A 25,076-nucleotide genomic window follows, 5' to 3' on the forward strand; every position below is an offset into this window, starting at 1 on the left:
AGATTGGGCGACGCCGCTGAATGCATTTTCCTGCTCCGGACGACTTGTTATTCCCTCACGACTTCGCAATATCTACAAACGTACACCGTCGAAATGGCTGAAAAAGCATAGTCTTGCGAAGAAAAGCCGGCTGATCTGCAAAGTTTGCGAAGGTGATGCGATGAAAAAGACCTTCATGGGCGTGCGGTTGAAAAGACTGCGGGAGGAGCAGCGCCTGACGCAGGCGGCGCTCGCCGGCAAACTCGGGATCTCCCTGAGCTACCTCAACCAACTGGAAAACAATCAGCGGCCGCTCACCGTCCCGGTGCTGCTGGCGCTCAATTCGGTGTTCGGCCTTGACGTGCAGTCGTTCGCCGAGGGCGACGAAGCCCGCTTGATCTCGGACCTCCGTGAAGCGCTGGCGGATCCTTCATTGGGCGAGTCGATCGCTGTCGCTGAACTTCGTGAACTCGCGCAGAACATGCCCGCGGTCGGGCGCGCTGGTCAATCTCCACCGCAAATATCGCCACGCCGCCGAGCAATACGCGGCCATCTCCGCGCGGCTCGGCGAGGACCGTCAGGCCGCAGCGGCGGTTCTGCCCTCCACGCCGTTCGAGGAAGTCCGCGACTTCTTCTATGTGCAGCACAACTACATTGCCGAGCTCGACGATGCGGCGGAAGCAATCGCCGGCCGATTGGAGCTTCCTATCGGACGCATGACGCCGGGTCTGGTGTCGTATCTCGAAAGCCGGCATGGCGTGACTGTCCTGATCGATGCGATTGACGAGCTGGGACCGGGAACGCAGCGCCTCTTCGACAGCCGCACACGAATGCTGCGGCTGTCGCCGAGCCTCGATCCGGGCCAGCAGGCGTTTCAGCTCGCGACGCAGATCGCCATTCTGGAACTGGATGAGGCGATACGGTCGATCGTCGACAAGGCAAAACTCACCAGCGACGAAGCCCGCGGCCTCGCCCGCATCGGGCTTGCAAACTATTTCGCCGGTGCGCTGATCTTGCCTTACTCCGTTTTCCTTAACGAGGCGGAGCGGTGCCGTTACGACATCGAATTGCTCAGTCACCGATTCGGCGTGGGCTTTGAAACGATCTGTCACCGGCTCAGCTCCCTGCAGCGCCACAATGCGCGGGGCGTGCCGTTCTTCTTCATCCGCGTCGATCGCGCCGGCAACATATCGAAGCGCCAATCGGCGACCGATTTCCATTTTTCGCGGGTCGGCGGGACGTGTCCACTGTGGAACGTTTATGAGGCCTTCGCCAACCCTGGGCGTATCCTGACGCAGCTGGCGCGGATGCCTGATGATCGAACCTATCTCTGGGTTGCCAGGACGGTGTCGCACGGCCGAGGGGGCTACGGAGCGCCCGCCAAGACGTTTGCGGTCGCGCTGGGATGCGATGTTCGCCATGCGGAGCGAATCGTCTATTCGCAGGGCCTCAAGATCGATCCGTCACAGGCGACGCCGATCGGCATGGGCTGCAAGGTGTGCGAACGGCCGGATTGTCCGCAGCGCGCGTTTCCGCCGGTCGGCCGCGCTCTCAATGTCGATGAAACGCGGTCCTATTTTGCCCCATACGCCACATCGCGTTAGGGCAGCCATGTGAATTTCGTGCGTATGTCCCGAATGGGGCATTGACACCTCGCAGCGAATATCACCACATGTAGCCGTCACGGTCCACTTGATCGCAAGATTTGGTGGCTAAGAGGGAAGCCGGTGGTCGCGCAAAAAGCGCGAGATTCCGGCGCTGCCCCCGCAACTGTAAGCAGTGAGTTGTTCCCGAATCTCAAAGTCACTGATGCGGCATCGCATTGGGAAGACACGGGGATAACGGCGACCTGCGAGCCAGGAGACCTGCCGCGACACCGAAAAAACGTCCACGGGCGGGGTGTCCCGGCGGCGCTTGCAGACTCATGCCGGCGTTTCCTGCCCGCGCATTTGAAGCAGCGTCCTCTCTGACATCCAGCCCCAACAACATCACCACGGGGTCTCTTGATGTCACTCTCTTTCGATCGCGAAGCCAGCGCTGTTCCATTCATCCACCTGCGTCCCGAATCGCTTGCCGCGCCGAGCGCGCAGCCGCCGATGCAGGTGATCCGCCGCAACGGCACGGTTTCGAAATTCGACGCCAGCAAGATTTCGGTCGCGATGACCAAGGCGTTCCTCGCGGTCGAGGGGCACGGCGCGGCTGCCTCCCGCCGCGTGCATGAAATCGTCGAGGAACTGACCTCGGAAGTCGTCGGCGCGCTGTCGCGCCGGATGAGCGAGGGCCGCACCTTTCATATCGAGGACGTGCAGGACCAGGTCGAACTGGCCTTGATGCGCAGCGAGCACCACAAGGTCGCGCGCGCCTATGTGCTGTATCGCGAGGAGCGCACCCGGCAGCGCGCCGGGCAGGAAGCCGCCAACGCCGCTCAGCCGTCGGGCGAGCCATCGCTGCGTGTCACGCTGGCCAGCGGCGTGCAGGTCCCGCTCGATATCGCGCGCCTGACGTTGATCATCGAGGAGGCCTGCGCCGGTCTCGACGGCGTCAGCGCCGCTGCTGTGCTCACTGAGACGCAGCGCAATCTCTACGACGGAATTGGCGAGGGCGAACTGGCCTTGGCGTCGGTGATGGCTGCGCGCACGCTGGTGGAGCAGGAGCCGGACTACGCCTATGTCAGCGCGCGGCTATTGCTCGACAAGCTGCGCACCGAGGTGCTGTCGTTTGTGGAGGGGGCGCCGACCAGCGCCTCGCAGGCCGACATGGCGGTGCGTTATGGCGAATACTTTCCCGCCTATATCAAGACCGGCATCAAGGCCGAACTGCTCGATTCCGATCTGGCGCGCTTCGACCTGAAGAAGCTCGCCGCGGCGCTGAAGCCGGAGCGCGATCTGGCGTTCCAGTTTTTGGGGCTGCAGACGCTGTACGACCGCTATTTCCTGCATGCGCGCGGCAACCGCATCGAACTGCCGCAGGCGTTCTTCATGCGCGTCGCCATGGGTCTTGCGCTCCGCGAGATCGACCGCGAGGCGCGCGCCATCGAGTTCTACGATCTGCTGTCGTCGTTCGACTTCATGGCCTCGACGCCCACTTTGTTCAATTCGGGAACGCTGCGGCCGCAATTGTCATCGTGCTTCCTCACCACCGTTGCCGACGATCTCGACGGCATCTTCAAGTCGGTCAAGGACAACGCGCTGCTGGCGAAATATTCCGGCGGGCTCGGCAACGATTGGACCCGCGTGCGCGGGCTCGGCGCCCACATCAAGGGCACCAATGGCGAAAGCCAGGGCGTGGTGCCGTTCCTGAAAGTGGCGAATGACACCGCGATCGCCGTCAACCAGGGCGGCAAGCGCAAGGGCGCGGTTTGCGCCTATCTCGAAACCTGGCACATCGACATCGAGGAATTTCTAGACCTGCGCAAGAACACCGGCGACGACCGCCGCCGCACCCATGACATGAACACCGCGAACTGGGTGCCTGACCTGTTCATGCAGCGCGTCGAGGCTGACGGCGAATGGACGCTGTTCTCGCCGGACGAGACGCCTGATCTGCACGACCTCTTTGGCCAGCCTTTCGCCGAGCGTTACGCCGCCTATGAAGCCAAGGCGGCGCGAGGCGAGATCCGCGTGTTCAAGCAGGTTCGCGCCACGGATTTGTGGCGCAAGATGCTGACCATGCTGTTCGAGACCGGGCATCCCTGGATCACGTTCAAGGATCCCTGCAATCTGCGCTCGCCGCAGCGCCATGCCGGCGTGATTCATTCCTCCAACCTCTGCACCGAAATCACGCTCAATACGTCCGACGACGAAACCGCCGTCTGCAATCTCGGCTCGATCAATCTGCTCAACCATGTGCGGGAAGGGCGGCTGGATGAGCCGCGGCTGAAGCGCAGCGTGACCATTGCGATGCGGATGCTCGACAATGTCATCGACATCAATTTCTACACCATCCCGGAAGCGCGCCGTTCGAACCTGCGGCACCGCCCGGTCGGTCTCGGGCTGATGGGATTCCAGGATGCGCTGCAGGCGTTGCGGATCGCGATGGCCTCCGATGCGGCGGTTGCCTTTGCCGATACCAGCATGGAGATGATTTCCTATTACGCCATCTCGGCCTCCGTCGATCTGGCGGCCGAGCGCGGACGCTATCCGTCGTTCGACGGCTCGCTGTGGAGCCGGGGCATTTTGCCGATCGATTCGATCGAACTGCTGGCGGAAGCCCGCGGCGGCCTCGCGATGGATCGTGCCATGACGCTTGACTGGGGTCGCTTGCGCGAGCGTGTCAAATCATCAGGCATGCGCAATTCGAACGTGATGGCGATCGCGCCGACGGCGACCATTTCGAACATCTGCGGCGTGGCGCAGTCGATCGAGCCCGCCTACCAGAACCTCTATGTCAAATCCAATATGTCCGGCGACTTCACCGTGGTGAACGAGTTTCTGGTGCGCGACCTCAAGGCGCGCGGGCTGTGGGACGAGGTGATGGTCAACGACCTCAAATATTTCGACGGCAGCGTCGGTGCCATCGATCGCATTCCGGGCGACCTCAAGGCGCTCTATGCCACCGCTTTCGAGATCGACAGTGCATGGCTGATCGAGGCGGCCTCGCGGCGGCAGAAATGGATCGACCAGTCGCAGTCGCTCAACCTCTATATCGCCAATCCTAGCGGCAAGAAGCTCGATGCGCTCTATCGGCTGGCCTGGTCGCGCGGGTTGAAGACGACCTACTACCTGCGCTCGCGCAGTGCCACGCATGTCGAAAAATCCACGCTCCGGGGCACTGACGGCAAGCTCAACGCCGTTGCGGCCGCGCCTGTGTTGTCGGCAGGCGCGCCGATCATCGTGCCATCAGCCGTCACGGCGCCTGACCTGTCCGGCGCTATCGCGTGTTCCATCGACAATCCCGAATGCGAAGCCTGCCAGTAAGCAGACAAGAAGAGAAGGAAACGACAATGCTCGACTGGTCAGAACCCGCTGCGCCCTCGCTCCGGATGCCACTTCCCTTGGTGGCGCAAGCTACTGTTGCTGCCGATCAAACCGGCCTCGGCACCATCGACCGCAGCGGCGGACGGGTGTCCGTGGACGACAAGCGGATGATCAACTGCCGCGCCGACGTCAATCAACTGCTGCCGTTGAAATACAAATGGGCATGGGAGAAATATCTCGCCGGCTGCAACAATCACTGGATGCCGACCGAAGTCTCGATGCAGGCCGACATCGCGCTCTGGAAGTCGCGCGACGGACTGACGGAAGACGAGCGCCGCGCCATCAAGCGCAACCTCGGCTTCTTCGCGGCCTCCGAAAGCCTCGTCGCCAACAACATCGTACTGGCGATCTACCGCCATCTGACCAATCCGGAATGCCGGCAGTATTTGCTGCGGCAGTCCTTCGAGGAGGCCGTTCATACCCATACCTTCCAGTACATCGTCGAAAGTCTTGGCCTCGATGAGGGCGAGCTGTTCAACATGTACCGCGAGGTGCCGTCGATCACCGACAAGGCGGCGTGGGCGCTGAAGCATACCCAGCATCTCGACGATCCCGATTTCAAGACGGGGACGCCGCAAGCCGACCAGGCGTTCCTGCGCGATCTCGTCGCCTTCTACGTCATCTTCGAGGGCATGTGGTTCTATACTGGGTTTGCCCAGATCCTCTCGCTCGGCCGCCGCAACAAGATGGTCGGCATCGCGGAGCAGTATCAGTACATCCTGCGCGATGAATCGATTCACCTGAACTTCGGCATCGACGTCATCAACCAGATCAAGATCGAGAATCCGGATCTATGGACCAAGGCCTTTCAGGACGAAGTCCGTGCCATGGTGCGCGATGCGGCCGAACTGGAAGCGGCCTATGGCCGGGACACCATGCCGCGCGGCTTCCTCGGCCTGAATGCAGCGTTGTGTGAGACCTACATGCACTTCATCGCCAACCGCCGCTGCGCGCAGCTTGGGCTGCAGCGGGTATTCGACGAGACCGAGAATCCGTTTCCCTGGATGTCGGAGGCGATGGACCTGAAGAAGGAGAAGAACTTCTTCGAGACACGGGTGATCGAATATCAGAACGGCGGCGCGCTGAGCTGGGAGTAACAATGGCTGCCGGCGAACCGGCGCCCTCGCTGGTCGTGTCATCCTGCATGCCCGCTGTTTTGAATGTTTGTTCAGTTTTACGATTTGCGCTCGCCGCGCAAGTCCAGCCAGGCGGGAAGTCTCAATCGGAGCCTTCCGACGCTGGCATCGCATTCATTCGCGCCTGGTTTGTCCGAACATGGATGACGGCGGTCTCGTCAGCATAGAGCCGCTTCCAGCCCTGAACGTGATCCAGCACTTGTGGCCAGCGGTGCGGAATTGTCGTCGAAATCGCACGTGGGCGCGAAGGTCAGGGCCACGACCGTGTTGTGGGTTTGCTAACTATATTCCTTACCTCTGCCTTAAACGATTCTGGCGACGGTGCGGCACACGATTCAGGTGCTGCATGACCGACCAGGACGGCCATCTTCATTGGCGAATGTTCAATCTGAACTGGATTCCCGTCCTGGCCATGGGCGGCGTCCTGTTGCTCGCGATCAGCTTGACGAGGTTCTCGATCGAGCCGTTCGCCTTCGGTATCACGATGGCGATAGCGGTGGCATTGGCGTCGATCGCCTACTTGCATCGTCATGTAAAATCCGACCGGGCCGATCCCAAATTGGTCTTCATGCTGGGGACGGTCGCGCAGGTGATTATGGTCACGGCGATCGTGGGGCCGCTGAGCTACGTCGTCGCTGCCGTCGGCTGGCCGTTGCAGGATCACGCGTTGGCAGCCATCGATCATGCCATCGGTTTCGATGCGAAAGCCGTCATCCTGTTCGTGAACGATAATCCTACCTTGGCAGGTGCGCTCCTTTTCGGCTACGTGATGATCAAGTTGCCGCTGCTGACGATTCCGATCGTTCTCGCTGCAACGCGTCGCTTTGCGCGATTGCAGCAGTTTGTGATGGCGCTGACGATCGCACTCGCGGTCACAATCCTGATTTCGATCCTTGTTCCTGCGATCGGAAACTATCAGCTGTTGGGACTGACGCCTCAAGATGTTCCGAACGTGAACATACATGCGTTTCTTCACGGCCAGCGTGATATCCCTGCGGTTCGCGATGGATCGCTTCGCAATCTCGAGCTTTTCAAGCTGGCTGGAATCGTCACGTTTCCGAGCTTTCACACGGCGTCAGCTGTTCTTTACGCATGGGCCTTTGCTCCCGTTCGTGTTTTTGGACCGGCGGCCTTGGTCGTCAACGCGCTAATGATCGCGAGTACGCCGGTCATCGGTGGGCATTATCTGGTTGACGTTATTGCAGGTATTGCGCTCGCGATTGGCGCCATTGTCGCTGCGCAATGGCTTTTTGCGCGGTTGCAGCGCACCGCCTCGCTGATGCCGAGCGCGTTCGGCGTCCCCGCGGAATAGCGGCCTGCGCCCTCGTGCCGATCAGCACGAACGCCAGTTTACGCCGCAATGGAATGGTCTCCGGATAGTTCCGTTCTCTTCAAAGCTGGGCATCCCACGATGGCCGCATGCAGGGCAGAGCACACGATCGGAGGCTGCTCATTTGACAGCCGTTTCGGCGTTGCGATCCTGTTAATGGCTCGGAAAGTCTTGAAGCCGTCTTGTCATCAGGCGTGAATAGTTGTTCACTTCTTCAAAGCGATGGTGCACTTATCGCTCAAGACATTGAAGGTGTGCGCGTTCTGGCAGGCTCCACGGGGCTCTAGGGCGCGCCGGGGACGGAAGACGCGCCATGGTCTATCGGCGAACCCATCAGGTCGTAAAGCGGCTGGCGGCGCGGCGTAGCGCCATCCTGGCGGCGGCGCGGGACGCTGCGGCCGAGGGCGGCATGGCGGCGGTGCAGATCGCTCCCGTCGCGGTCCGCGCCAATGTCGCGGCCGGCACCGTCTACCGCTACTTCCCCTCCAAGGCCGAGCTGATTTCCGAGCTGATCGCCGAGGTCTCGCGCGACGAACTGGCCGCGATCCGCCGCGCGGCCGATGCCGCGCCAGGCCCGTCCTCGGCGCTGGCCGGCGCCGTCACCACCGTTGCCGTGCATGTGCTGTCGCAGCGCAAGCTCGCCTGGGGCATTCTGGCCGAACCTGTCGATGTCGACGTCTCGGTGTCGCGGCTCGCCAGCCGCCGCGAAATCTCCGGCGAGATTGCGGCCAGGATCGACGCCGCTGTGCGCGCCGGACATCTCCCCGCACAAGACACGGCGCTCGCTGCCACCGCGCTGCTCGGCGCGCTGCATGAATCGCTGGTCGGCCCGCTGGCGCCCGAGAATCTGGATGATCCCGCGAAGCTGCGCGACGCCGTGCAAACCGTCACGTTGTTGGCGCTGCGCGCCGTCGGCGTGATGGATGCCCGCGCCCGCGGCCTCGTGGTGCAGGCGGTGCTGCCGGCGAAGGCGCTGGTCGGGGCATAGAAACCTCTCGCCTGTTTTGCGACACGCCTTTGTCGCAACCATTTGCCACGCTGCGGCTTATCGACGGATTCAACCGTGATCAGGAGCATGCGATGACGACGACATCAGGATCCGCCAAGTGGCAGGGCGGCATCAAGGACGGCAAGGGCGCGATCTCGACCAAGAGCGGCGCGCTGAACGATTACCCTTACGGCTTCGCCAGCCGCTTCGAGGGCAAGCCCGGCTCCAATCCGGAAGAATTGATCGGCGCCGCGCACGCCGCCTGCTTCACCATGGCGCTGTCGCTGATTTTGGGTGAAGCCAAGCTCACCGCCGAACACATGGAAACCAAGGCCGACGTCACGCTGGAAAAGCAGGGCGATGGTTTTGCGATCACGTCCGTGCATCTGACGCTGAACGCAAAGATCCCGGGCGCGGACAATGCAAAATTTCAGGAACTGGCGGGCAAGGCCAAGGCCGGCTGTCCGGTGTCGAAACTTCTGAATACTGAGATCACGCTGGACGCGACGCTGCAGTAATCGGCGTTGTCAGTCCGGGGTCGCGCCTGCGCGCACCCCGGAATGACGGCTACGCCGTCACTTCTTCGCCTCGCCCTCCGGCTCGACATTGGCGATGCGCACCATGTTGGTGGTGCCGGGGATGCCGAGCGGCACGCCGGCGACGATGATCACGCGCTGGCCGGCCTTGGCGAAGCCGTCGCGAAAAGCAATGGAGCCGGCGCGATCGACCATGTCGTCCTGGTCGTGGGCGTCTTCGGCCACGACGCAATGCACGCCCCACACGACGGATATTTTGCGCCCGGTAGCGATATTCGGCGTGATTGCCACCACCGGCGGCTTCGGCCGCTCGCGCGCCACGCGGATCGCCGTCGAACCCGACGACGTCCAGCAGATGATCGCCGACAATTCCAGCGTCTCGGCGATCTGCCGCGCGGCGTCGGCAATGGCGTCGCCGACCGTATTCTCCGGGTCGGGCCGCTGCGCCGTCAGCACCGAGCGGTAGGTCGGGTCGCGCTCCACTTCCTCGCCGATGCGGTTCATGGTCGAGACCGCTTCGACCGGGAATTTGCCGGCGGCGGATTCAGCCGACAGCATGATGGCGTCGGCGCCTTCATAGACGGCGGTCGCGACGTCGGAGACTTCCGCGCGCGTCGGCACCGGCGCCTGGATCATCGATTCCAGCATCTGCGTCGCAATCACCACCGGCTTGCCGGCGCGGCGCGCCATCCGCGTCATTTGTTTCTGCAGGCTCGGCACCCGCTCCAGCGGCAGTTCGACGCCGAGATCGCCGCGCGCCACCATCAGCGCATCGGAAGCGTCGATGATTTCGGCGAGCCGGTCGATCGCCTGCGGCTTCTCGATCTTGGCCATCACGGCGGCGCGGCCGCGGATCATCCGCTTGGCTTCGTGAACGTCCTCGGCGCGCTGCACGAAGGAGAGCGCGATCCAGTCGACCCCTGTCACCAGCGCCGCTTCGAGATCGGCGCGGTCCTTCGGTGTCATCGCCGAAACAGGAAGGTCGGTATCGGGCAGGCTCACACCTTTGCGATCAGACATCTTGCCGCCGATCACCACCCGCGTCACCGCGCGTTCGCTCGAGGTCTCCTCGGCGATCAGGCGCACCTTGCCGTCGTCGAGCAGCAGCGCATGGCCCGGCCGAAGGGCGGCGAGGATTTCCGGATGCGGCAACTGCACGCGGTTGTTGTCGCCCGGCGTCTTGTCGGAATCGAGCACGAAACTCTGGCCGTTCTTGAGCTGCGTCGAACCTTCGGCGAAAGCGCCGAGCCGCAGCTTCGGCCCCTGCAGGTCAACCAGGATGCCGATCGGGCGGCCATAGCTCGACTCGACATTGCGGATGGTGTTGACCAGCTCGCGCATCTTGTCGTGCGGGGTGTGGCTCATGTTGATGCGGAACACGTCCGCACCCGCCTCGAACAGCTTCCGGATCATCGCGCTGTCTGACGATGCCGGGCCGAGGGTTGCGAGAATCTTGATGCGACGGAGCCGTCTCATTGCTTGGGCGCCGGGGCTGGCGGCAGACCCGGTCCGCCCGGATTGGACAGGCCCGGAACTCCGCCGGGGCCGCCCGGTCCCACCGTTCCCGGAATTCCCGGCACGCGCTGCGCGGGTTGCTCGTTGGCTTCGGTCAATTGCACGGTCCATGCTCGCTGTTCGCCGGTGTCGACCTCGAAGAACCCGGTGCGGTCGTAGCCGCGCGCCAGGCAATTCTCGGTACCCTTGATGGTGAATTCCTTGTCACGCGAACACATGAAGGCCTGTCCCGACCATTCGCCGCCGCGGTCATAGTCGAGCGCGTAAATGTAATAGTAACGGGCGACAAGAGTTCCGCGCAGCAGCGTCTCGCAGCTTCGCGAGGACACGTTCCACCAGCCTTCGGTGGTCCAGCCCTCGGCGTCCTTGTAGCCCAGCGCAATGCCGACCCGGCTGGAAGTGTTGTTGCAGAGCCGGAAATCGGCTGCCGCCGGACTGCTCCACAGGCACGTCGCCGCCAACGCGAGCATCGGCATCAGGCCGGCGGTCATGCGTGCGGAGAGGGGGGACAAGCGGCGAGAATCTTTTGCGGTCATGCACCGAAGCTATATCAAATCATTGACGATTTCGCGTGACCCGGCGGGACCTGTCAACGGCCGGGCACGCCTTTCCCGCGCTATGGGAAACCGGGACTCCACGTGCGATAGCCACTTTTGCGCGCAGATATGGCAAAATCTGTGACAATTCCCACCTGATATCAATATGCTCGGCTCCAGATGACGCAGGACCCAAGACCAGGACCAAGGCCATGACAATCGACGACAAAACCAGAACGGAACTGGAAGCTGCCGTTTTCCGGCGCCTGGTCGACCACCTGCGCGCCCGTACCGACGTCCAGAACATCGATTTGATGAATCTGGCCGGCTTCTGCCGCAACTGCCTGTCCAACTGGATGAAGGAAGAGGCCGACGCCAAGGGCGTCGCCGTCAGCAAGGACGAGAGCCGCGAGGCGGTCTACGGCATGCCCTATGAGGAATGGAAGGCGAAGCACCAGGGCAGCGCCACCCCGGAGCAGTTGGCCGCGATGAAGAAAGTTCACCCCGGGCATTGATTTTCGCTTCGTAGCCCGGATGGAGCGCAGCGCAATCCGGGGCAGTGCTCGCCGCGCGAAAGTTTCCCGGATTGCGCTGCGCTCCATCCGGGCTACGTATCCGCTATCTCCTGTGGGCGCGCTGTGGATGAGCGCGATGTTTCCTTGACGCAAGGCGCGGCGATCTTGAGGGTCATCCTGCAAAAAGCGCCGTGCGGTAACGCGTGCGGCGCTTGATCTTTCAGCCTTACCGTCTGTTCCACTCAGGAGTACCCGATGGCCACCTCCGCCGCCGCTGCCGTCCAGGACGAGCCCGCGACAAAATTCGCCAAAGACCAGCTCAAGGCCATCATCGAGCGCATCGAGCGTCTGGAAGAAGAGAAGAAGACGATCTCCGACGACATCCGTGACGTCTATGCCGAAGCCAAGGGGAACGGTTTCGACGTCAAGGTGCTGCGCACCATCGTGCGGATGCGCAAGCAGGACGCCAATGAGCGCGCCGAGCAGGAAACCATTTTGGAGACCTACATGCAGGCGCTGGGGATGCTGTGAGGCGTTGGCGCAGCACGTAGCCCGGATGGAGCGAAGCGAAATCCGGGGCACCGCCGCGAGCGGATAGGCTTACCCGGATTGCGCTGCGCTCCATCCGGGCTACGACACTGATGACAGATGTCAGTAGTTATGCTCCTCGCGTTCGCGAGGACGACGCCAAGTTTTGCGGAGACAGTGGGCCCTAGCGCAGCGCGGCTGTGCGCAGCACGAACGACTGCGTCTGCAGTTGCACGGTCGCCGATCCCGTGAAGCGGTCGCAGGTCATGCCCATCATCGGATCTTCCGAGAAGGTCATGGCGATCGCGGCTTGCGGCTTGACGAAGTGGCTGCGCATCTGGGTCATCTCGGTGTCGCCGAGCACGGTCGTCGACATCGCACTGCTCGCGCTCGGCGCCAGCATCACCACCCGCATCCAGATACTGTTACCCTGGGCGGCGGCGAGACGGGTCGAGGTCGCGACCACGGCGTCCTGACCCTGCGCGCCTTTGGCGACCACGGTATTGATTTCGGTCGCGGCGGCACCGGCATTGCGCGCCGGGCGGACGGTGCGCGGCACTGGCGCTGAGGCGGCGACGACGTTGGAGCGATCGACCGGCGAGGACGCGGCCGGTGCATAGGCCATCGCCTTGTTGAACGATTCGGTGACGCTGGCGGTCGGCTGCGGATCGGTGGTGGCGGCGAGCACCTGGCGTGCGCGCAGCGCTGCGACCTGGGCGGGGGTAGCCTGGTTCGTCGCGGACGGTACGTCGTCCCAGAAGCCGCGCGAATTGATGATATCGGCCGGTGTCTGCGGCTTGGGTTCGGCGGGAGCCTGCGCAGCCTGTTTCGCTTCAGGCTTGTTCGCTTCAGGCTTGGACTCGGGCTTGGCTTTGGGCGCCGACACGATCTGTGCGTCGGCCGAGGCCAGCTGGATGGTCGAGCCGACCGGCTTTGCGCGCGGGGTCGGAACCGGATCGGCGGATTTCGCAGCCGCCACGCTGGCGGGTGCGGGCTTCTCGTTCTTGACCGGAACGCTGGCGCCCTCGTCATCCTCTTCGGTCGACTTGCCGCCCCTGAACAGGGCCGCGAACAGGCTCGGCTTCTTGCCGACGCTTGCGGCATCGTCGCCATTGCCACGGCGCTCGATGTCGGCCCGGGCCAGCTCATAGCCCTTCAGCGGACCGCCGTTGGAGGGCAGGTGGACGGTGCGTCCATCCGGGAACACCCTGGCCAGTTGATCGTGCGTCATGCGCGGCCAGTGACGGACGCTGCCGGTATCGAGATGGACGAACGGCGATCCCGAGGTCGGGTAGAAGCCGACGCCGCCACGCTGCAGCCGGAGCCCGGCGGCGCGGATCTGCTCCAGCGGCACGTCCGGAATGTAGAAGTCCATCGCGTGGCCGAGCGTGTGCTGGCTGAAGCGCGCCACGCCGGAAGAGCGGCGGCGGAGCATGGAGTTGGTGGCGGGGGAGCGGTAGGCGGAGATGATCTGGATCGGCTTCTTGCCGTCGACGTCGCGGTAGACTTCCCAGAGGATGTCGAACAGATGCCGATCCATCGTGGTCTGGTCCTGGCTGCGCCAGTCGCGGAGGAAGTGATTGAGCTTCTTGAGAGCCTCTTCGTCGTAGCGGCCGTCGCGCTTGAAGGTGACGGTGAGGTTTTCGTCGGAATGGGTGTGGTGGAAGGAGAGGGTGCGGGTTTCGTTCAGCGCGGTCGCGTCATGCACGGTGCCGGCGCCTGCGAGCAGCAATAGCGAAGTCAGGCCGATCCGATATCCGGCCTTCGGCAGAGCAAGCGGATTGAATTGGCGCGCGAAAGCCAGCACGTATGAGCCCACCCAGTCGACGAGCGTTCACGGTGTTTCTTTTGCAGACCCCGGCAAAAGAGGGTGAACGCTTTCTTAAAGCGGGAAGGTTAACCGATGTTTACCATCCCGCCCCCAAGCTAGGCCTTAACCTAACCCGTGGACTGTGGCGAAAAAGTGCTCGGTGCCTGATACGGGATGGATAATGGTTAACGTAAACAACCTCTCCCGAAGGGAGAGATTGTTGATTTCATTAAGAAATTCTGGCCGAAGACCGTAGTGCTGCGGATTAGCGGGTGAACCGCTGTTGCGGCCGGCGGCCAACCGGGGCCGGCGGCGTGACGGTCGATGGCCCCCCGAACAGACGCTCAAAGAACGACGGACCGGACGAGTAGGTGTTGTCGCTGGCGAAGCTGACGCCGGCCGGCAAACCGTCCTTCGGCCGCGCATAGCTCGGCTGGGCATGCGAGACCAAGGTTTCCAGGTCCCTGCTGCGGCTGTTCTTGAGCAGGGCGATCATCGTGGCGTCGCGGCCATAGATGTCCTTGCGAATCTGCAGCTTGCCGGCGTCATCCACGAACGCGGTCTGGTAGGTGATGTTGACCGGGATCGGCGTCGGGAATTTCAGATCGATCTCGCTGCGGCCGTACATGCTGCGGATTCTTTCCGGCGAGTAGCGCTCGTTCGGCAACACGATGTTGAGCAGCGTCGACGCGTATTGATCGGGGTTCTGCACCCGCATGCAGCCATGGCTGAAGGCGCGCTCGTCCCGGGCGAACAGGTGCTTGTCCGGCGTGTCGTGCTGATAGACCAGGAACTTGTTCGGGAAGTTGAAACGGATGCGGCCGAGTGCGTTGGCCTCGCCGGGCGGCTGCGAGATGTGGATGCTGCCGTCGCGGTTGCGCTCCAGTCGCAGGCCCATGCGCTGCAGAACGGTGGGATCCTGCTGCAGGGCCGGCAGGTATTCGTTGTAGATGATCGACGGCGGCACGTTCCAGGTCGGATTGACGGTGATGAACTTCATCGTTTCCGTCAGCATCGGCGTCGCATGCTTGCCCGGCTTTCCGGTCACGACCCGCGTGGTCCAGACCTGTGCGCCGTTCTGCATCACCTTGAGCGTGAAGTCAGGAACGTTGAGGATAACATAGGCATTGCCCAGCGAGGCCGCGCCGAGCTGGCGCGGCAGCCAGCGCAAGCGCTCCAGATTGACGAGGACCGTGTCGATGTGCCGGTCCCGCTTCGGGCTGTTGATCGCCTTGACGGTGCGGTCGTCGAGGACGCCGGTCGGCTTGAGATCGACGCTCTCCTGGAATTTGCGCACGGCGGCGGCGACCTTGGCGTCGTAATGCGTGCCGTCGGGATTCTCGGCGACGCCGAGCTTGACGCGCAGCTGCGGCACGCGCGGATCTTCCGGCGCGACCTCACCTTGCTTCTTGGTGGCGGCCTTGTACGCCAGCGCAGGACCTTCCGATATCTGAAGCACCGGGCCGTCGCCCTGGCCGCGCAGCTCAGCGAGCTTGGCCTTCAATTCCTTGTAGAGCTTGTGTGGCGGGTTGTAGCCGTTGAGCGCTGCGGAAGCGTCCTTGGCCGTCGAGATATTGGCGAGCACTTCCGCCGGATCGGTCGGGTGCTCGGGATAGAGGATATCGGCAGCGACCTGCGACCAGTGCATCCGGCCGCTCTGGGCCTGTCGCGCATAGTCGAGCATGCTCGCGGTCAGTTTCAGCTCGGATTCGGCGAGCTGGTCCGGCGAAGCGGCGGCCGCAAAATCCGGCACCGGATAGTCGGCCGGATTGAGGCCCTCGGCGGCGGCATCCTTCAGGCGGGCGATCACGCCTTTGCCACTGTCGGTCAATTTGCCGGCTTGCGTCCATTGCGGCGCGTAGTCGCGCGCCGAATAGAACTTCTCGACGGCTGCGCGCTCGTTCTTGCGGTCGAAATAGCGCAGCGACTTGGCGCCGATCATGTCGCGCAGGCGGTCGGCGACCGGCTGATCGGCCGGAGCGACGGTGCTGACTTTCACCGGCTCCTTGGCCGGCTCGGCGGTGGGCGCCGTAGCGGTCGCCGCAGGAGGTGTAGCGGTGGCAGCGTCGTTGGCTGCAGGTGCGGTGACGGTCTCGGCGGGTTTGGGCTCGGCTGCCTTTGCGGCCGGGCTGGGCTCGGCCGGCTTTTCGATTGCCTTCGTTGCGTCAGGCACCGTGGCGGTGGTGTCCATCTTGAAATCGCCCGCGGTCGGAGGCGGGACGTTGGCGGGTTCGGGGCGGGGAATTGCTGCATCGATCGCGAGCTCGGCGGCGCTGGCGCGCGGCGTGGTCGACTGGGCCGCCAGTGCAGAGGTCGCGGATACCGTGAGGAAAGTTGCCGCGACGGCCATCAGCACGCGGTCGAATCCTGCACGATTCGTCGAACAGTCACGCATCGTCACACCCCCTTGGGCGAACTGCCCCGGCATGGAACAGTCGTTTGCATTGCTCGTCATAGCTTGCGCGGGAAAGCGCCGGCCTCGATCGCTTCAGTCGTACGCCTGCACGCCACGATTCAACGCAGACGATACATGTGCCCCTCTCATGCAGCCAGCGCCATGCGGGACAACTCACGACAAACTGACCTCAAACTACCCCTTTGAACTCGGGTCCGCGTTTTTGCCACGACCCCCGACATTTGTCTGTCACCGCCAAGCCACGGTTCAAAAGCTTCCGAACGATCGATGTCGTTGGTTTGCCACGATCTTTGCCACGCGGGCGCCATAATCGCCCACCAGCCGTTCGCTCAATTCGCGTCTCAATTAGCGTCCTGCGCGCCGCCTTCGGCCGGGTCGTTGGCGGCGGCCTCATCGAGCTTGCGGTAGAGCGTGGAGCGGCCGATCTTGAGCCGGCGCGCGACCTCCGACATCTGGCCGCGATAATGCGAGATCGCGAAACGGATGATCTCGTTTTCCATGTCATCGAGCGGCCGCACCTCGCCGGTGGCGGTCAGCATCGCAAGGCTGCCGGCAGTGGCGAGCGGGGCAATCGGTATATCACTACCCGAAACCATGGCGGGCGCCGTCGACGGCGCGACGACCAACGGTTCGCTGTGCGGGAACTGGCTGTCCGGGACGGCCTGACCGAGGACTTGCGGGAAATCCGACAGGCCGAGCTGGTCGCTCTCGCTCATGACGACGGCGCGATAGACCGTGTTCTCGAGCTGGCGAATGTTGCCGGGCCAGTCGAGCTGCGCGAGATGGGCCACGGCCTCGCCGCTGATGCCGGTGATGGTGCGGTTTTCCTCGGCGGCAAAGCGCGCCAGGAAGTGCCGCAACAGATGCGGGATGTCTTCGCGCCGCAGCCGCAGGGGGGGAATCGTCAGCGGCAGCACGTGAAGCCGGTAGAACAGGTCCTCGCGGAACGCGCCGTTCTTCACGAGGTCGAGCAGCTTGCGGTTGGTCGCGGAAATGATGCGGACGTCGACCTTCACTGGCTTGCGGCCGCCGACCGCCTCGACGGTGCCTTCCTGCAGCGCGCGCAGCAGCTTTACTTGCGCCGCCAGCGGCAACTCGCCGACCTCGTCGAGAAACAGCGTGCCGCCGGAAGCTTCGACGAACTTGCCCATGTGGCGTTCGGTGGCGCCGGTGAAGGCGCCCTTCTCATGACCGAACAGGATCGATTCCACGAGATTGTCGGGGATGGCGCCGCAATTGACCGCGACGAAGGGTTTCGACTTGCGCTCGCTGGAGCCATGGATGGCGCGGGCGAACAATTCCTTGCCGACGCCGGACTCGCCCTCGATCAGCACCGGAATGCTGGAAGCTGCCGCCTTCTGCGCGGTGCGCAGCACGGCTGCCATGGCCTCGCTGCGGGTGATGATGTCGGCAAAGGTCAGCCGGCCTTCGCGGCTATGGCGGATGCGTTGCAGTTCGCCCTTGAGCGCGGAAGTGTTGAGCGCGTTGCGCAGCGAGACCTGCAGCCGTTCGAAGCTGGCCGGCTTGACCACGAAATCCTGCGCGCCGGCGCGCATCGCCGACACCACATTGTCGATGCCGCCATGGGCGGTCTGCACGATGACGGGGATGCTCAGGCCCGCTTCGCGCATTTTTGCGAGCACGCCGAGCCCGTCGAGGCCGGGCATCACGAGGTCGAGCACGACCGCATCGATTGCCTGCGCATCCGGAGCGGTCAGCAAGGCCACGGCTGCATCGCCGCTATCGACGACAAGGGGCTCATAGCCGCACTTCTGCACCATGTTTTCAACCAAACGGCGCTGCACGGCGTCGTCGTCGGCAATCAAAATGGTGGCAGCCATGGCTCTCCCCGCACGCTACTGAATTGTACCGAATCGGGGCACTTTCGCCGATGCCGATTAACGCAGCGTTAATCGTTGAGAACGGCGAAGTTGAGGAGCAGCTAGACGCTGAGGTGTGGCCAAACCTCCAGCACGCCGCGGTAGCACATGTCCACGGCTACATAGAGGATGATCGCGAGGCCGACATAGGCGATCCAGCGGTGCTTTTCCAGCAGGCGCGCGATGAAGTTGGCGGCGAAGCCCATCAGCGCGATGGAAAGCGCCAAGCCGAATATCAGAATCATCGGATGTTCGCGCGCCGCGCCGGCGACGGCGAGCACGTTGTCGAGCGACATCGAGACGTCCGCGATCGTGATCTGCCATACGGCCTGGCTAAGCGTCTTTTGATGGCCGATCGGGGCGGAGCCTTCGATCGTGCTTGCGGCTGAGAGACTCTGCAATTTCGGTTCATGATGATGCGACGTGCGCAACTCGCGCCACATCTTCCAGCACACCCAAAGCAGCAGAACGCCGCCGGCAAGCAGCAGCCCGATGATCTGCAGCAACTGGACCGTGACGGAGGCGAAGCCGATCCGCAGCACCGTGGCGGCCACGATCCCGATCAGGATAGCCTTCCTGCGCTGACCCTCGGGTAGCCCGGCGGCTGCGAGCCCGATGACGATCGCATTGTCGCCGGCGAGCACCAGGTCGATCATGATGACCTGGAAGAGCGCTGTCAGATGTTCCGAGGAGATTAATTCCAGCATGCGGGCCACTCCGTTGATGGTCCAATCCGACATCGCAGTTCGTTTGAACTGCCAGAGGGGCCCGGGCTTGGACGTGCGTAGACAAAAGACGCAGTCTCAGACTGCGGAAAATGCATTCCCGTTACTCAGGGTGATCCGAGAGGGTGAGGAGCCTGACCATCTGGTCCGGCTCGATCAGAACGGAGAGGACGACGCCAATGAACGTCAGGCTCCCGGCGAGGTCGAACCACATGATGCGGAATCGATCGCGCCGGCAGAGCAGCGCGAAGCCGGCCGTCACAGCGGCAACCGCAAACAGCAGGGTGACGATCGCGGGTGCCAAGGCATCCACCGGCACCACGTTCCGGATTCCCACGGTCGCGATCAGCGCCACGAGCAGGATGCCGACAAACAGCTCCTTGCCGCGGGCCGCGGGGGGCCGGGGGTTCGTTTCAACAATCTGACTGCGGTCTAAGAAAGCCATCTGATTCTTATTCGCGAGCTGAGATTGTGGTAGGGAACAAGACCTACCCAGTCATTCAAATTAGATAGTTTAGTAAACATGAAACGCGGAAAACATCAAGATGTTTCCACTGAACATCTTCCCGGCAAGGCTGTGCCGGAGGCCAAGCAATTGCGGAAACTGGCCGGGGATTGGCTCAAGCTGCGCAGGGCGGATGCCGAATTGTCGCAGGCAGATCTCGCTGCACGCCTTGGCCTGAAGTATTACACTTTCATCTCACAGGTCGAGAACGGGTTCAGCCGAGTTCCAACTGAAATCATGGGGGCATGGGCCAACGAATTGGGTATTGAACCGTCAGCCTTCGCTAAGCATCTGTTAATGTACTACGAGCCGGAATTGCACCGGCTGCTATTCGGAGCGGAAAGCAAATGAGCGTCGTGGCGTTCGAGCGCAAACAGAACACCGGCGAATGGAGTGAAAGGGAGCTGAGCACCATCCTGGCGGCGCTGAGCGCGGCGACTGCGCCGGGGACCGGACGCGAGTGGGAAACCGGCGTGACGGAAAAGGGCGACGTCCAGTTCTATCTGCTGAGCCCGCTTCCGGATCAGGCCTGCGAGTTGTGCGTGTCCCGCCTCGGGGGCCGTTACATCCTGGAAGACGGAATGGGCCGGCTGCTGTTCGAGCATCGCAACCTCGATCTTGTGGCGTTGCATGCGAAGGCCGCGGTGCCGTCGACGTCATGGCTCATGGTCCGTGCGATCACGTTGTGGTGTGCGATTCGCAGCGCACTCCACGAAAAGGCAGAGCCGTGGCTCGTCGAGGGCGAAGAGCTGGTCGTGCAGCTTGTCCCGCAGCTTGCGGCCTTCGCCTGATCTTCCCGCCATTTCCTGATCACCTCCCAATTTTGAAAGTGTCATGAGCGCAAAATCTGCGACCTCCCGAGCCGGCAAGACGTCCCGCAAGCCCGCCATGGGCAGCAAGGTGGCCCCATCCAAATCCAAGACCGGCAAATTGCCCGAATGGAACCTCGCCGATCTTTACTCCGGTATCGACGCGGCCGAAGTCGCGCGCGATCTGCAAAAGATGGATGCCGACTGCGTTGCGTTTGAAACGGATTACAAGGGCAGGCTGCCGGACGGCATTGCCCGCGACGATGGCGGCCTTTGGCTCGCCGAGGCGGTCAGGCGCTACGAGGCGATCGACGATCTCGCCGGCCGGCTCGGCTCCTATGCCGGCCTCGTTCATGCCGGCGACAGCGTCGATCCCGTCATCTCCAAATTCTATGGCGACATTTCCGAGCGGCTGACGGCAGCCTCGCTGCATTTGCTGTTCTTCGCGCTCGAACTCAACCGCGTCGATGACGCCGTGATCGAGCGCGCGATGCAGACGCCCGAGCTCGCCCATTACCGGCCGTGGATCGAGGATCTGCGCAAGGACAAGCCGTATCAGCTCGAAGATCGCGTCGAGCAGTTGTTTCACGAAAAATCCCAGAGCGGCTATGCCGCCTGGAATCGGCTGTTCGACCAGACCATCTCCGGCCTGCGCTTCAAGGTCGCCGGCAAGGAGCTCGCGATCGAGCCGACGCTCAATCTGCTGCAGGATCGCGCGCCGGAAAAGCGCAAGGCCGCGGGACAGGCGCTGGCGAAGACCTTCAAGGACAATGAGCGCACCTTTGCGCTCATCACCAACACGCTCGCCAAGGACAAGGAGATTTCCGACCGCTGGCGCGGCTTCCAGGATGTTGCGGATTCGCGCCACCTGAACAACCGCGTCGAGCGCGAGGTCGTCGACGCGCTGGTCGGCTCGGTTCGCGCGGCCTATCCGCGGCTGTCGCACCGCTACTACAATCTGAAGGCCGGCTGGTTCAAAAAGAAAAAACTCGCGCATTGGGACCGCAATGCGCCGCTGCCGTTTGCCGCGACCGGCACGATCGGCTGGCCCGAAGCGCAGAAGATGGTGCTGACGGCATATCGCGGCTTCTCGGTTGAGATGGCGGCGATTGCGGAACGTTTCTTTACCGATCGCTGGATCGATGCGCCGGTGCGGCCGGGCAAGGCGCCGGGCGCGTTTTCGCATCCGACCACGCCGTCGGCGCATCCCTATGTGCTGATGAATTACCAGGGCAAGCCGCGCGACGTGATGACGCTGGCGCATGAGCTGGGCCATGGCGTGCATCAGGTGCTGGCGGCCAAGAATGGTGCGCTGATGGCGCCGACGCCGCTGACGCTGGCCGAGACGGCCAGCGTGTTCGGCGAAATGCTGACCTTCAAGCGGCTGCTGTCGCAGACCAAGAACGCCAAGCAGCGCCAGGCGCTGCTCGCCGGCAAGGTCGAGGACATGATCAACACCGTGGTGCGGCAGATCGCGTTCTATTCGTTCGAGCGCGCCGTGCACACCGAGCGCAAGAACGGTGAGCTGACCGCCGAGCGCATCGGCCAGATCTGGCTCAGCGTGCAGGGTGAAAGCCTCGGGCCGGCCATCGACATCCGTCCCGGCTACGAAAATTTCTGGATGTATATCCCGCACTTCATCCATTCGCCGTTTTACGTTTACGCCTATGCGTTCGGCGACTGCCTGGTGAACTCGCTTTACGCGGTCTACGAGAACGCCTCCGAAGGCTTTGCCGAGCGCTACCTCGCCATGCTCGCGGCCGGCGGCACCAAGCATTATTCCGAACTGCTCAAGCCGTTCGGGCTGGACGCCAAGGATCCCAAATTCTGGGACGGCGGGCTGTCGGTCATATCAGGCATGATCGACGAGTTGGAAGAGATGGGCTGACGGGCGCCACGAAACGGATTTGTGATGGCGCGGACACAATTTCAGCCGCCGTCGCCCGCCATGATGACGGTGACGACAGGAGGGGAGCGCCCCATGATCGACACCCCGACGCGGCGCGTTGTACTTGGAGCGGGAGTCTTCGCAGCCGGTTCGCTGCTCATGGTTGATGGCAGCGTGGCTCAGGCCCCGCTTGCCCCGACGCCCGCATGCCGCGACGGCGACGACGCCACCGTGCCGCAAACCGAAGGACCATACTTCAAGCCGTCATCGCCTGAGCGAACCGAACTGTTCGAAGAGGGCATGCCGGGGCAGCCGATCGAACTGGCTGGCTTCGTGCTCAGTCGCGCCTGCAAGCCGCTTGCCGGCGCCTTGCTGGATTTCTGGCAGGCCGATGACAAGGGCCGCTACGACAATTCCGGTTTCAGCCTGCGCGGCCATCAGTTCACCGATGCGGAAGGGCGTTATCGATTGCGCAGCATCGTGCCCGGCATTTACGTCGGCCGGACGCGCCACATCCATGTGAAGGTGCAGCCGCGCGGCGGCCGCGTGCTGACGACCCAGCTCTATTTCCCCGGCGAGGCAAAAAACCGCTCCGACGGCCTCTTCCGCAAGGACTTGCAGATACGCACGGCCAAGAACGCAGGATGGCTGGCCGGGCGTTTCGATTTCGTGGTCGGATAGAGGATTTTCCGACCCTAGGACGATATCAGCCTACCTCGTACGTCTCCCTGAAATACGGGGGCCAGCGGCCACCAGGATTCGCGCGTAAAACATTTGTTGAACAGGTCGAAAACCATGTTATACATATTGTATAACGGAGCCTATACGATGACCAAAACCCCTCGCGGCATGGAAGAGGCCTCTCGCGAATACAAGCTGGAGGACACCGCCCTTCAAATTCGGAAGATTGGCAATTCGGTTGGTGTCATCCTGCCGAAAGAGCTTCTTGCCCGGCTCAATCTCAAGGAGGGGGACAAGTTCTATCCGGTTGAGCAACCGGATGGGAGCCTGCGGCTTTCGCCATTCAACCCCAAGCACGCGCGGACCATGGAAATTGCCCGCCAGGTCATGCACGAATATCGCGATACGTTTGCGGCGCTTGCAAAATGAACGAGCCAATTTGGCTCGATGTCGATGAAGTCATCGACATGCATGCCGAGCAACTGGCGATATTCGGCGGACCAGAAGGCATTCTGCATCGTGGCCTCCTCGAGTTGGCGGTTTTGCGATCAGTCAACCAATGGAATGGCGGACAGGCGGATATGGCTGCACTCGCGGCAGCCTATGCGTTCGGTCTTGCGCGCAACCATGCTTTTGTGGACGGCAACAAGCGTATCGCGTTCCACGCCATGATGGTCTTCTTGCGCGGCAACGACATACCCTTTGCGCCCGACCCGGCGCACGCCACAGCGATCATCCTCTCCCTCGCCGCAGGCGAGGTCAGCGAGGAAAGCCTGACCCGCTGGATCCGGGATAATTGGCCTTCCGAATGACCCGATAAGCAGGGAAGAGCGGCGCGTTCGCCGTTGCCCTGCCAAACGCTTTGCGGTAATTGCACGCGGGAAACACGGATTTTGACTGGGGATACCGATGGCAGACCATAACGAAGTGGCCTACACGACCGCTGACGGCAATGACTATCCGGCCCATGAGCAGACCTATGAAGGGTTCATCATGCTGGTCAAATACGGCACCGTCTCCGTGGTGATCATTGTCGCCCTGATGGGCTACTTCCTGACCTGATGCAGCGCAGCCTGCACCGCCCACGCCGGCGGTGGCCACAATTTGCACGCATGCCGGTCGCGAAACCGGTATCCAACTAAGCGAAAAAGACGCTAGTTTGCTTGCGCGCGCGCCCGCCGCGCCGGGAGGCCTCATGAAGATTGCCGTTGCCAAGGAAATCGATCCGTCCGAACCGCGGGTTGCCGCTTCCCCGGATACCGTGAAGAAGTTCAAGGCACTCGGCGCCGAAGTTGCGATCGAGCCGGGCGCGGGCATCAAGTCGGGCCTGCCGGATTCCGAATTCACCGCCGTCGGCGCCACCGTCAGCGCGGACGCGTTGAAGGACGCCGACATCATCATCAAGGTGAAACGGCCGGAGGCTTCCGAGCTTTCGCAATACAAGCGCGGCGCGCTGGTCATCGCCATCATGGACCCCTACGGCAACGAAGCGGCGCTGAAGACGATCGCGGACGCCGGCGTCGCGGCATTTGCGATGGAATTGATGCCGCGCATTACGCGCGCACAAGTCATGGACGTGCTGTCCAGCCAGGCGAACCTCGCCGGCTATCGCGCGGTGATCGAGGCGGCCGAGTCCTTTGGCCGCGCGTTCCCGATGATGATGACCGCGGCCGGCACCGTTCCGGCGGCGAAAGTGTTCGTGATGGGCGTCGGCGTGGCCGGCCTGCAGGCGATCGCGACCGCACGCCGGCTCGGCGCCGTCGTCACCGCAACCGACGTGCGCCCGGCCACCAAGGAACAGGTCGAATCGCTCGGAGCAAAGTTCCTCGCGGTCGAGGACGAGGAATTCAAGAACGCGCAGACCGCCGGCGGCTATGCCAAGGAAATGTCGAAAGAGTACCAGGCCAAGCAGGCCGCGCTCACCGCCGAGCACGTCAAGAAGCAGGACATCGTCATCACGACGGCCCTGATCCCGGGCCGGCCGGCGCCAAAGCTCGTCAGCGCCGAGATGGTGAAGTCGATGAAGCCGGGCTCGGTGCTGGTCGACCTTGCGGTCGAGCGCGGCGGCAATGTCGAGGGCGCCAAGGCTGGTGAAGTCGTCGATGTCGATGGCATCAAGATCGTCGGCTACACCAACGTCGCCGGCCGCGTGGCGCAATCGGCCTCGAGCCTCTATGCCCGCAATTTGTTCAACTTCATCGAGACCATGGTCGACAAGCCGAACAAGGCGCTCGCGGTCAATTGGGATGACGAGTTGGTGAAAGCCACCGCGTTGACCAAAGACGGCGCCGTCGTCCATCCGAACTTCCTGCCGAAAGCCTAA

General features: G+C 62.8%; 22 protein-coding genes, 1 pseudogene and 1 riboswitch. Of the genes and pseudogenes, 16 read left to right on the plus strand and 7 right to left on the minus strand.

Going from position 1 to position 25,076, the window contains the following annotated elements; genetic code table 11:
• Positions 1-160: 160 nt before the first annotated feature.
• From KIP88_RS24470 to KIP88_RS24495, 6 genes and pseudogenes are all read left to right on the plus strand, one after another.
• A pseudogene (locus KIP88_RS24470) lies at positions 161-1,583 on the plus strand (short-chain fatty acyl-CoA regulator family protein).
• Between the two features lie 63 nt (positions 1,584-1,646).
• Positions 1,647-1,867, plus strand: a riboswitch (cobalamin riboswitch).
• Positions 1,868-1,985: 118 nt separating this feature from the next.
• A complete protein-coding gene (locus KIP88_RS24475; protein WP_214490598.1) occupies positions 1,986-4,895 on the plus strand; it encodes a ribonucleoside-diphosphate reductase subunit alpha in 2,910 nt (969 codons plus the stop codon).
• A 26-nt stretch (positions 4,896-4,921) separates the two neighbouring features.
• A complete protein-coding gene (locus tag KIP88_RS24480; RefSeq protein WP_214490599.1) occupies positions 4,922-6,052 on the plus strand; it encodes a ribonucleotide-diphosphate reductase subunit beta in 1,131 nt (376 codons plus the stop codon).
• A gap of 451 nt (positions 6,053-6,503) precedes the next feature.
• Positions 6,504-7,403, plus strand: a complete 900-nt coding sequence (locus KIP88_RS24485) for a phosphatase PAP2 family protein (RefSeq protein WP_214490600.1) — start codon at positions 6,504-6,506, stop codon at positions 7,401-7,403.
• A gap of 331 nt (positions 7,404-7,734) precedes the next feature.
• Entirely contained in the window at positions 7,735-8,409 is a 675-nt protein-coding gene (locus KIP88_RS24490; protein ID WP_214490601.1) for a TetR/AcrR family transcriptional regulator, read from the plus strand.
• Between the two features lie 92 nt (positions 8,410-8,501).
• A complete protein-coding gene (locus KIP88_RS24495) occupies positions 8,502-8,927 on the plus strand; it encodes an OsmC family protein (RefSeq protein WP_214490602.1) in 426 nt (141 codons plus the stop codon).
• A 57-nt stretch (positions 8,928-8,984) separates the two neighbouring features.
• Here KIP88_RS24495 and pyk read toward each other — a convergent pair whose 3' ends face one another.
• Together pyk and KIP88_RS24505 are read right to left on the minus strand one after the other, a co-directional pair.
• Positions 8,985-10,421: a pyruvate kinase gene (pyk, locus tag KIP88_RS24500; RefSeq protein WP_214490603.1), complete on the minus strand. Its 1,437-nt coding sequence runs from the start codon at positions 10,419-10,421 to the stop codon at positions 8,985-8,987.
• Positions 10,418-10,996 (minus strand): DUF1036 domain-containing protein, encoded by a 579-nt coding sequence (locus KIP88_RS24505; protein WP_214490604.1) that lies wholly within the window; start codon positions 10,994-10,996, stop codon positions 10,418-10,420. Before KIP88_RS24505 ends, pyk begins: the two co-directional genes overlap by 4 nt.
• Positions 10,997-11,208: 212 nt before the next feature.
• Between KIP88_RS24505 and KIP88_RS24510 the strand changes: the two genes are divergently transcribed.
• Together KIP88_RS24510 and KIP88_RS24515 are read left to right on the plus strand one after the other, a co-directional pair.
• A complete protein-coding gene (locus KIP88_RS24510; protein WP_214490605.1) occupies positions 11,209-11,511 on the plus strand; it encodes a DUF1244 domain-containing protein in 303 nt (100 codons plus the stop codon).
• 255 nt (positions 11,512-11,766) lie between these two features.
• Positions 11,767-12,042, plus strand: coding sequence for a DUF2312 domain-containing protein (locus tag KIP88_RS24515; protein WP_214490606.1), 276 nt, complete (start codon positions 11,767-11,769; stop codon positions 12,040-12,042).
• A 181-nt stretch (positions 12,043-12,223) separates the two neighbouring features.
• On the opposite strand, the gene KIP88_RS24520 is transcribed toward KIP88_RS24515, so the two are convergent.
• The 5 genes from KIP88_RS24520 to KIP88_RS24540 form a co-directional block, all read right to left on the minus strand.
• Positions 12,224-13,858 carry a DUF882 domain-containing protein gene (locus KIP88_RS24520; protein WP_214490607.1) on the minus strand — a complete coding sequence of 545 codons (1,635 nt, stop codon included), beginning with the start codon at positions 13,856-13,858 and terminating at the stop codon, positions 12,224-12,226.
• 256 nt (positions 13,859-14,114) lie between these two features.
• Complete coding sequence (locus tag KIP88_RS24525; protein WP_214490608.1) at positions 14,115-16,244, minus strand: murein L,D-transpeptidase; 2,130 nt, start codon at positions 16,242-16,244, stop codon at positions 14,115-14,117.
• Between the two features lie 362 nt (positions 16,245-16,606).
• The gene (locus tag KIP88_RS24530; protein WP_214490609.1) at positions 16,607-18,106 is read right to left on the minus strand and encodes a sigma-54 dependent transcriptional regulator; all 1,500 of its coding nucleotides are present in this window, start codon (positions 18,104-18,106) and stop codon (positions 16,607-16,609) included.
• A gap of 101 nt (positions 18,107-18,207) precedes the next feature.
• A complete protein-coding gene (locus KIP88_RS24535; protein WP_214490610.1) occupies positions 18,208-18,852 on the minus strand; it encodes a TerC family protein in 645 nt (214 codons plus the stop codon).
• A gap of 121 nt (positions 18,853-18,973) precedes the next feature.
• Entirely contained in the window at positions 18,974-19,315 is a 342-nt protein-coding gene (locus KIP88_RS24540) for a hypothetical protein (protein WP_214490611.1), read from the minus strand.
• Between the two features lie 78 nt (positions 19,316-19,393).
• Between KIP88_RS24540 and KIP88_RS24545 the strand changes: the two genes are divergently transcribed.
• The 8 genes from KIP88_RS24545 (at position 19,394) to KIP88_RS24580 (ending at position 25,076) form a co-directional block, all read left to right on the plus strand.
• Complete coding sequence (locus KIP88_RS24545; protein WP_214490612.1) at positions 19,394-19,726, plus strand: helix-turn-helix domain-containing protein; 333 nt, start codon at positions 19,394-19,396, stop codon at positions 19,724-19,726.
• Positions 19,723-20,166, plus strand: a complete 444-nt coding sequence (locus tag KIP88_RS24550) for a hypothetical protein (RefSeq protein WP_214490613.1) — start codon at positions 19,723-19,725, stop codon at positions 20,164-20,166. The genes KIP88_RS24545 and KIP88_RS24550 overlap by 4 nt, the downstream gene beginning before the upstream one ends.
• A gap of 97 nt (positions 20,167-20,263) precedes the next feature.
• Positions 20,264-22,072 carry a M3 family oligoendopeptidase gene (locus tag KIP88_RS24555; protein ID WP_249791003.1) on the plus strand — a complete coding sequence of 603 codons (1,809 nt, stop codon included), beginning with the start codon at positions 20,264-20,266 and terminating at the stop codon, positions 22,070-22,072.
• 93 nt (positions 22,073-22,165) lie between these two features.
• Positions 22,166-22,753 (plus strand): intradiol ring-cleavage dioxygenase, encoded by a 588-nt coding sequence (locus KIP88_RS24560; RefSeq protein ID WP_214490615.1) that lies wholly within the window; start codon positions 22,166-22,168, stop codon positions 22,751-22,753.
• Positions 22,754-22,921: 168 nt separating this feature from the next.
• Complete coding sequence (locus tag KIP88_RS24565; RefSeq protein ID WP_057838483.1) at positions 22,922-23,182, plus strand: AbrB/MazE/SpoVT family DNA-binding domain-containing protein; 261 nt, start codon at positions 22,922-22,924, stop codon at positions 23,180-23,182.
• A complete protein-coding gene (locus tag KIP88_RS24570; protein ID WP_214490616.1) occupies positions 23,179-23,565 on the plus strand; it encodes a type II toxin-antitoxin system death-on-curing family toxin in 387 nt (128 codons plus the stop codon). Before KIP88_RS24565 ends, KIP88_RS24570 begins: the two co-directional genes overlap by 4 nt.
• Positions 23,566-23,662: 97 nt before the next feature.
• Positions 23,663-23,815 (plus strand): aa3-type cytochrome c oxidase subunit IV, encoded by a 153-nt coding sequence (locus KIP88_RS24575; RefSeq protein WP_214490617.1) that lies wholly within the window; start codon positions 23,663-23,665, stop codon positions 23,813-23,815.
• A gap of 133 nt (positions 23,816-23,948) precedes the next feature.
• Positions 23,949-25,076 (plus strand): Re/Si-specific NAD(P)(+) transhydrogenase subunit alpha, encoded by a 1,128-nt coding sequence (locus KIP88_RS24580; RefSeq protein ID WP_214490618.1) that lies wholly within the window; start codon positions 23,949-23,951, stop codon positions 25,074-25,076.

The organism is Bradyrhizobium sp. SRL28 (genome assembly GCF_018596315.1).
In the GTDB taxonomy this organism is placed as follows: Bacteria; Pseudomonadota; Alphaproteobacteria; order Rhizobiales; family Xanthobacteraceae; genus Bradyrhizobium.

Coding starts and splice junctions, on each gene's coding strand:
- KIP88_RS24475 (WP_214490598.1), top strand. CDS start 1,986: ATGTCACTCTCTTTCGATCGCGAAGCCAGCGCTGTTCCATTCATCCAC.
- KIP88_RS24480 (WP_214490599.1), top strand. CDS start 4,922: ATGCTCGACTGGTCAGAACCCGCTGCGCCCTCGCTCCGGATGCCACTT.
- KIP88_RS24485 (WP_214490600.1), top strand. CDS start 6,504: ATGGGCGGCGTCCTGTTGCTCGCGATCAGCTTGACGAGGTTCTCGATC.
- KIP88_RS24490 (WP_214490601.1), top strand. CDS start 7,735: ATGGTCTATCGGCGAACCCATCAGGTCGTAAAGCGGCTGGCGGCGCGG.
- KIP88_RS24495 (WP_214490602.1), top strand. CDS start 8,502: ATGACGACGACATCAGGATCCGCCAAGTGGCAGGGCGGCATCAAGGAC.
- pyk (WP_214490603.1), bottom strand. CDS start 10,421: ATGAGACGGCTCCGTCGCATCAAGATTCTCGCAACCCTCGGCCCGGCA.
- KIP88_RS24505 (WP_214490604.1), bottom strand. CDS start 10,996: ATGACCGCAAAAGATTCTCGCCGCTTGTCCCCCCTCTCCGCACGCATG.
- KIP88_RS24510 (WP_214490605.1), top strand. CDS start 11,209: ATGACAATCGACGACAAAACCAGAACGGAACTGGAAGCTGCCGTTTTC.
- KIP88_RS24515 (WP_214490606.1), top strand. CDS start 11,767: ATGGCCACCTCCGCCGCCGCTGCCGTCCAGGACGAGCCCGCGACAAAA.
- KIP88_RS24525 (WP_214490608.1), bottom strand. CDS start 16,244: ATGCGTGACTGTTCGACGAATCGTGCAGGATTCGACCGCGTGCTGATG.
- KIP88_RS24530 (WP_214490609.1), bottom strand. CDS start 18,106: ATGGCTGCCACCATTTTGATTGCCGACGACGACGCCGTGCAGCGCCGT.
- KIP88_RS24535 (WP_214490610.1), bottom strand. CDS start 18,852: ATGCTGGAATTAATCTCCTCGGAACATCTGACAGCGCTCTTCCAGGTC.
- KIP88_RS24540 (WP_214490611.1), bottom strand. CDS start 19,315: ATGGCTTTCTTAGACCGCAGTCAGATTGTTGAAACGAACCCCCGGCCC.
- KIP88_RS24545 (WP_214490612.1), top strand. CDS start 19,394: ATGAAACGCGGAAAACATCAAGATGTTTCCACTGAACATCTTCCCGGC.
- KIP88_RS24550 (WP_214490613.1), top strand. CDS start 19,723: ATGAGCGTCGTGGCGTTCGAGCGCAAACAGAACACCGGCGAATGGAGT.
- KIP88_RS24555 (WP_249791003.1), top strand. CDS start 20,264: ATGGGCAGCAAGGTGGCCCCATCCAAATCCAAGACCGGCAAATTGCCC.
- KIP88_RS24560 (WP_214490615.1), top strand. CDS start 22,166: ATGATCGACACCCCGACGCGGCGCGTTGTACTTGGAGCGGGAGTCTTC.
- KIP88_RS24565 (WP_057838483.1), top strand. CDS start 22,922: ATGGAAGAGGCCTCTCGCGAATACAAGCTGGAGGACACCGCCCTTCAA.
- KIP88_RS24570 (WP_214490616.1), top strand. CDS start 23,179: ATGAACGAGCCAATTTGGCTCGATGTCGATGAAGTCATCGACATGCAT.
- KIP88_RS24575 (WP_214490617.1), top strand. CDS start 23,663: ATGGCAGACCATAACGAAGTGGCCTACACGACCGCTGACGGCAATGAC.
- KIP88_RS24580 (WP_214490618.1), top strand. CDS start 23,949: ATGAAGATTGCCGTTGCCAAGGAAATCGATCCGTCCGAACCGCGGGTT.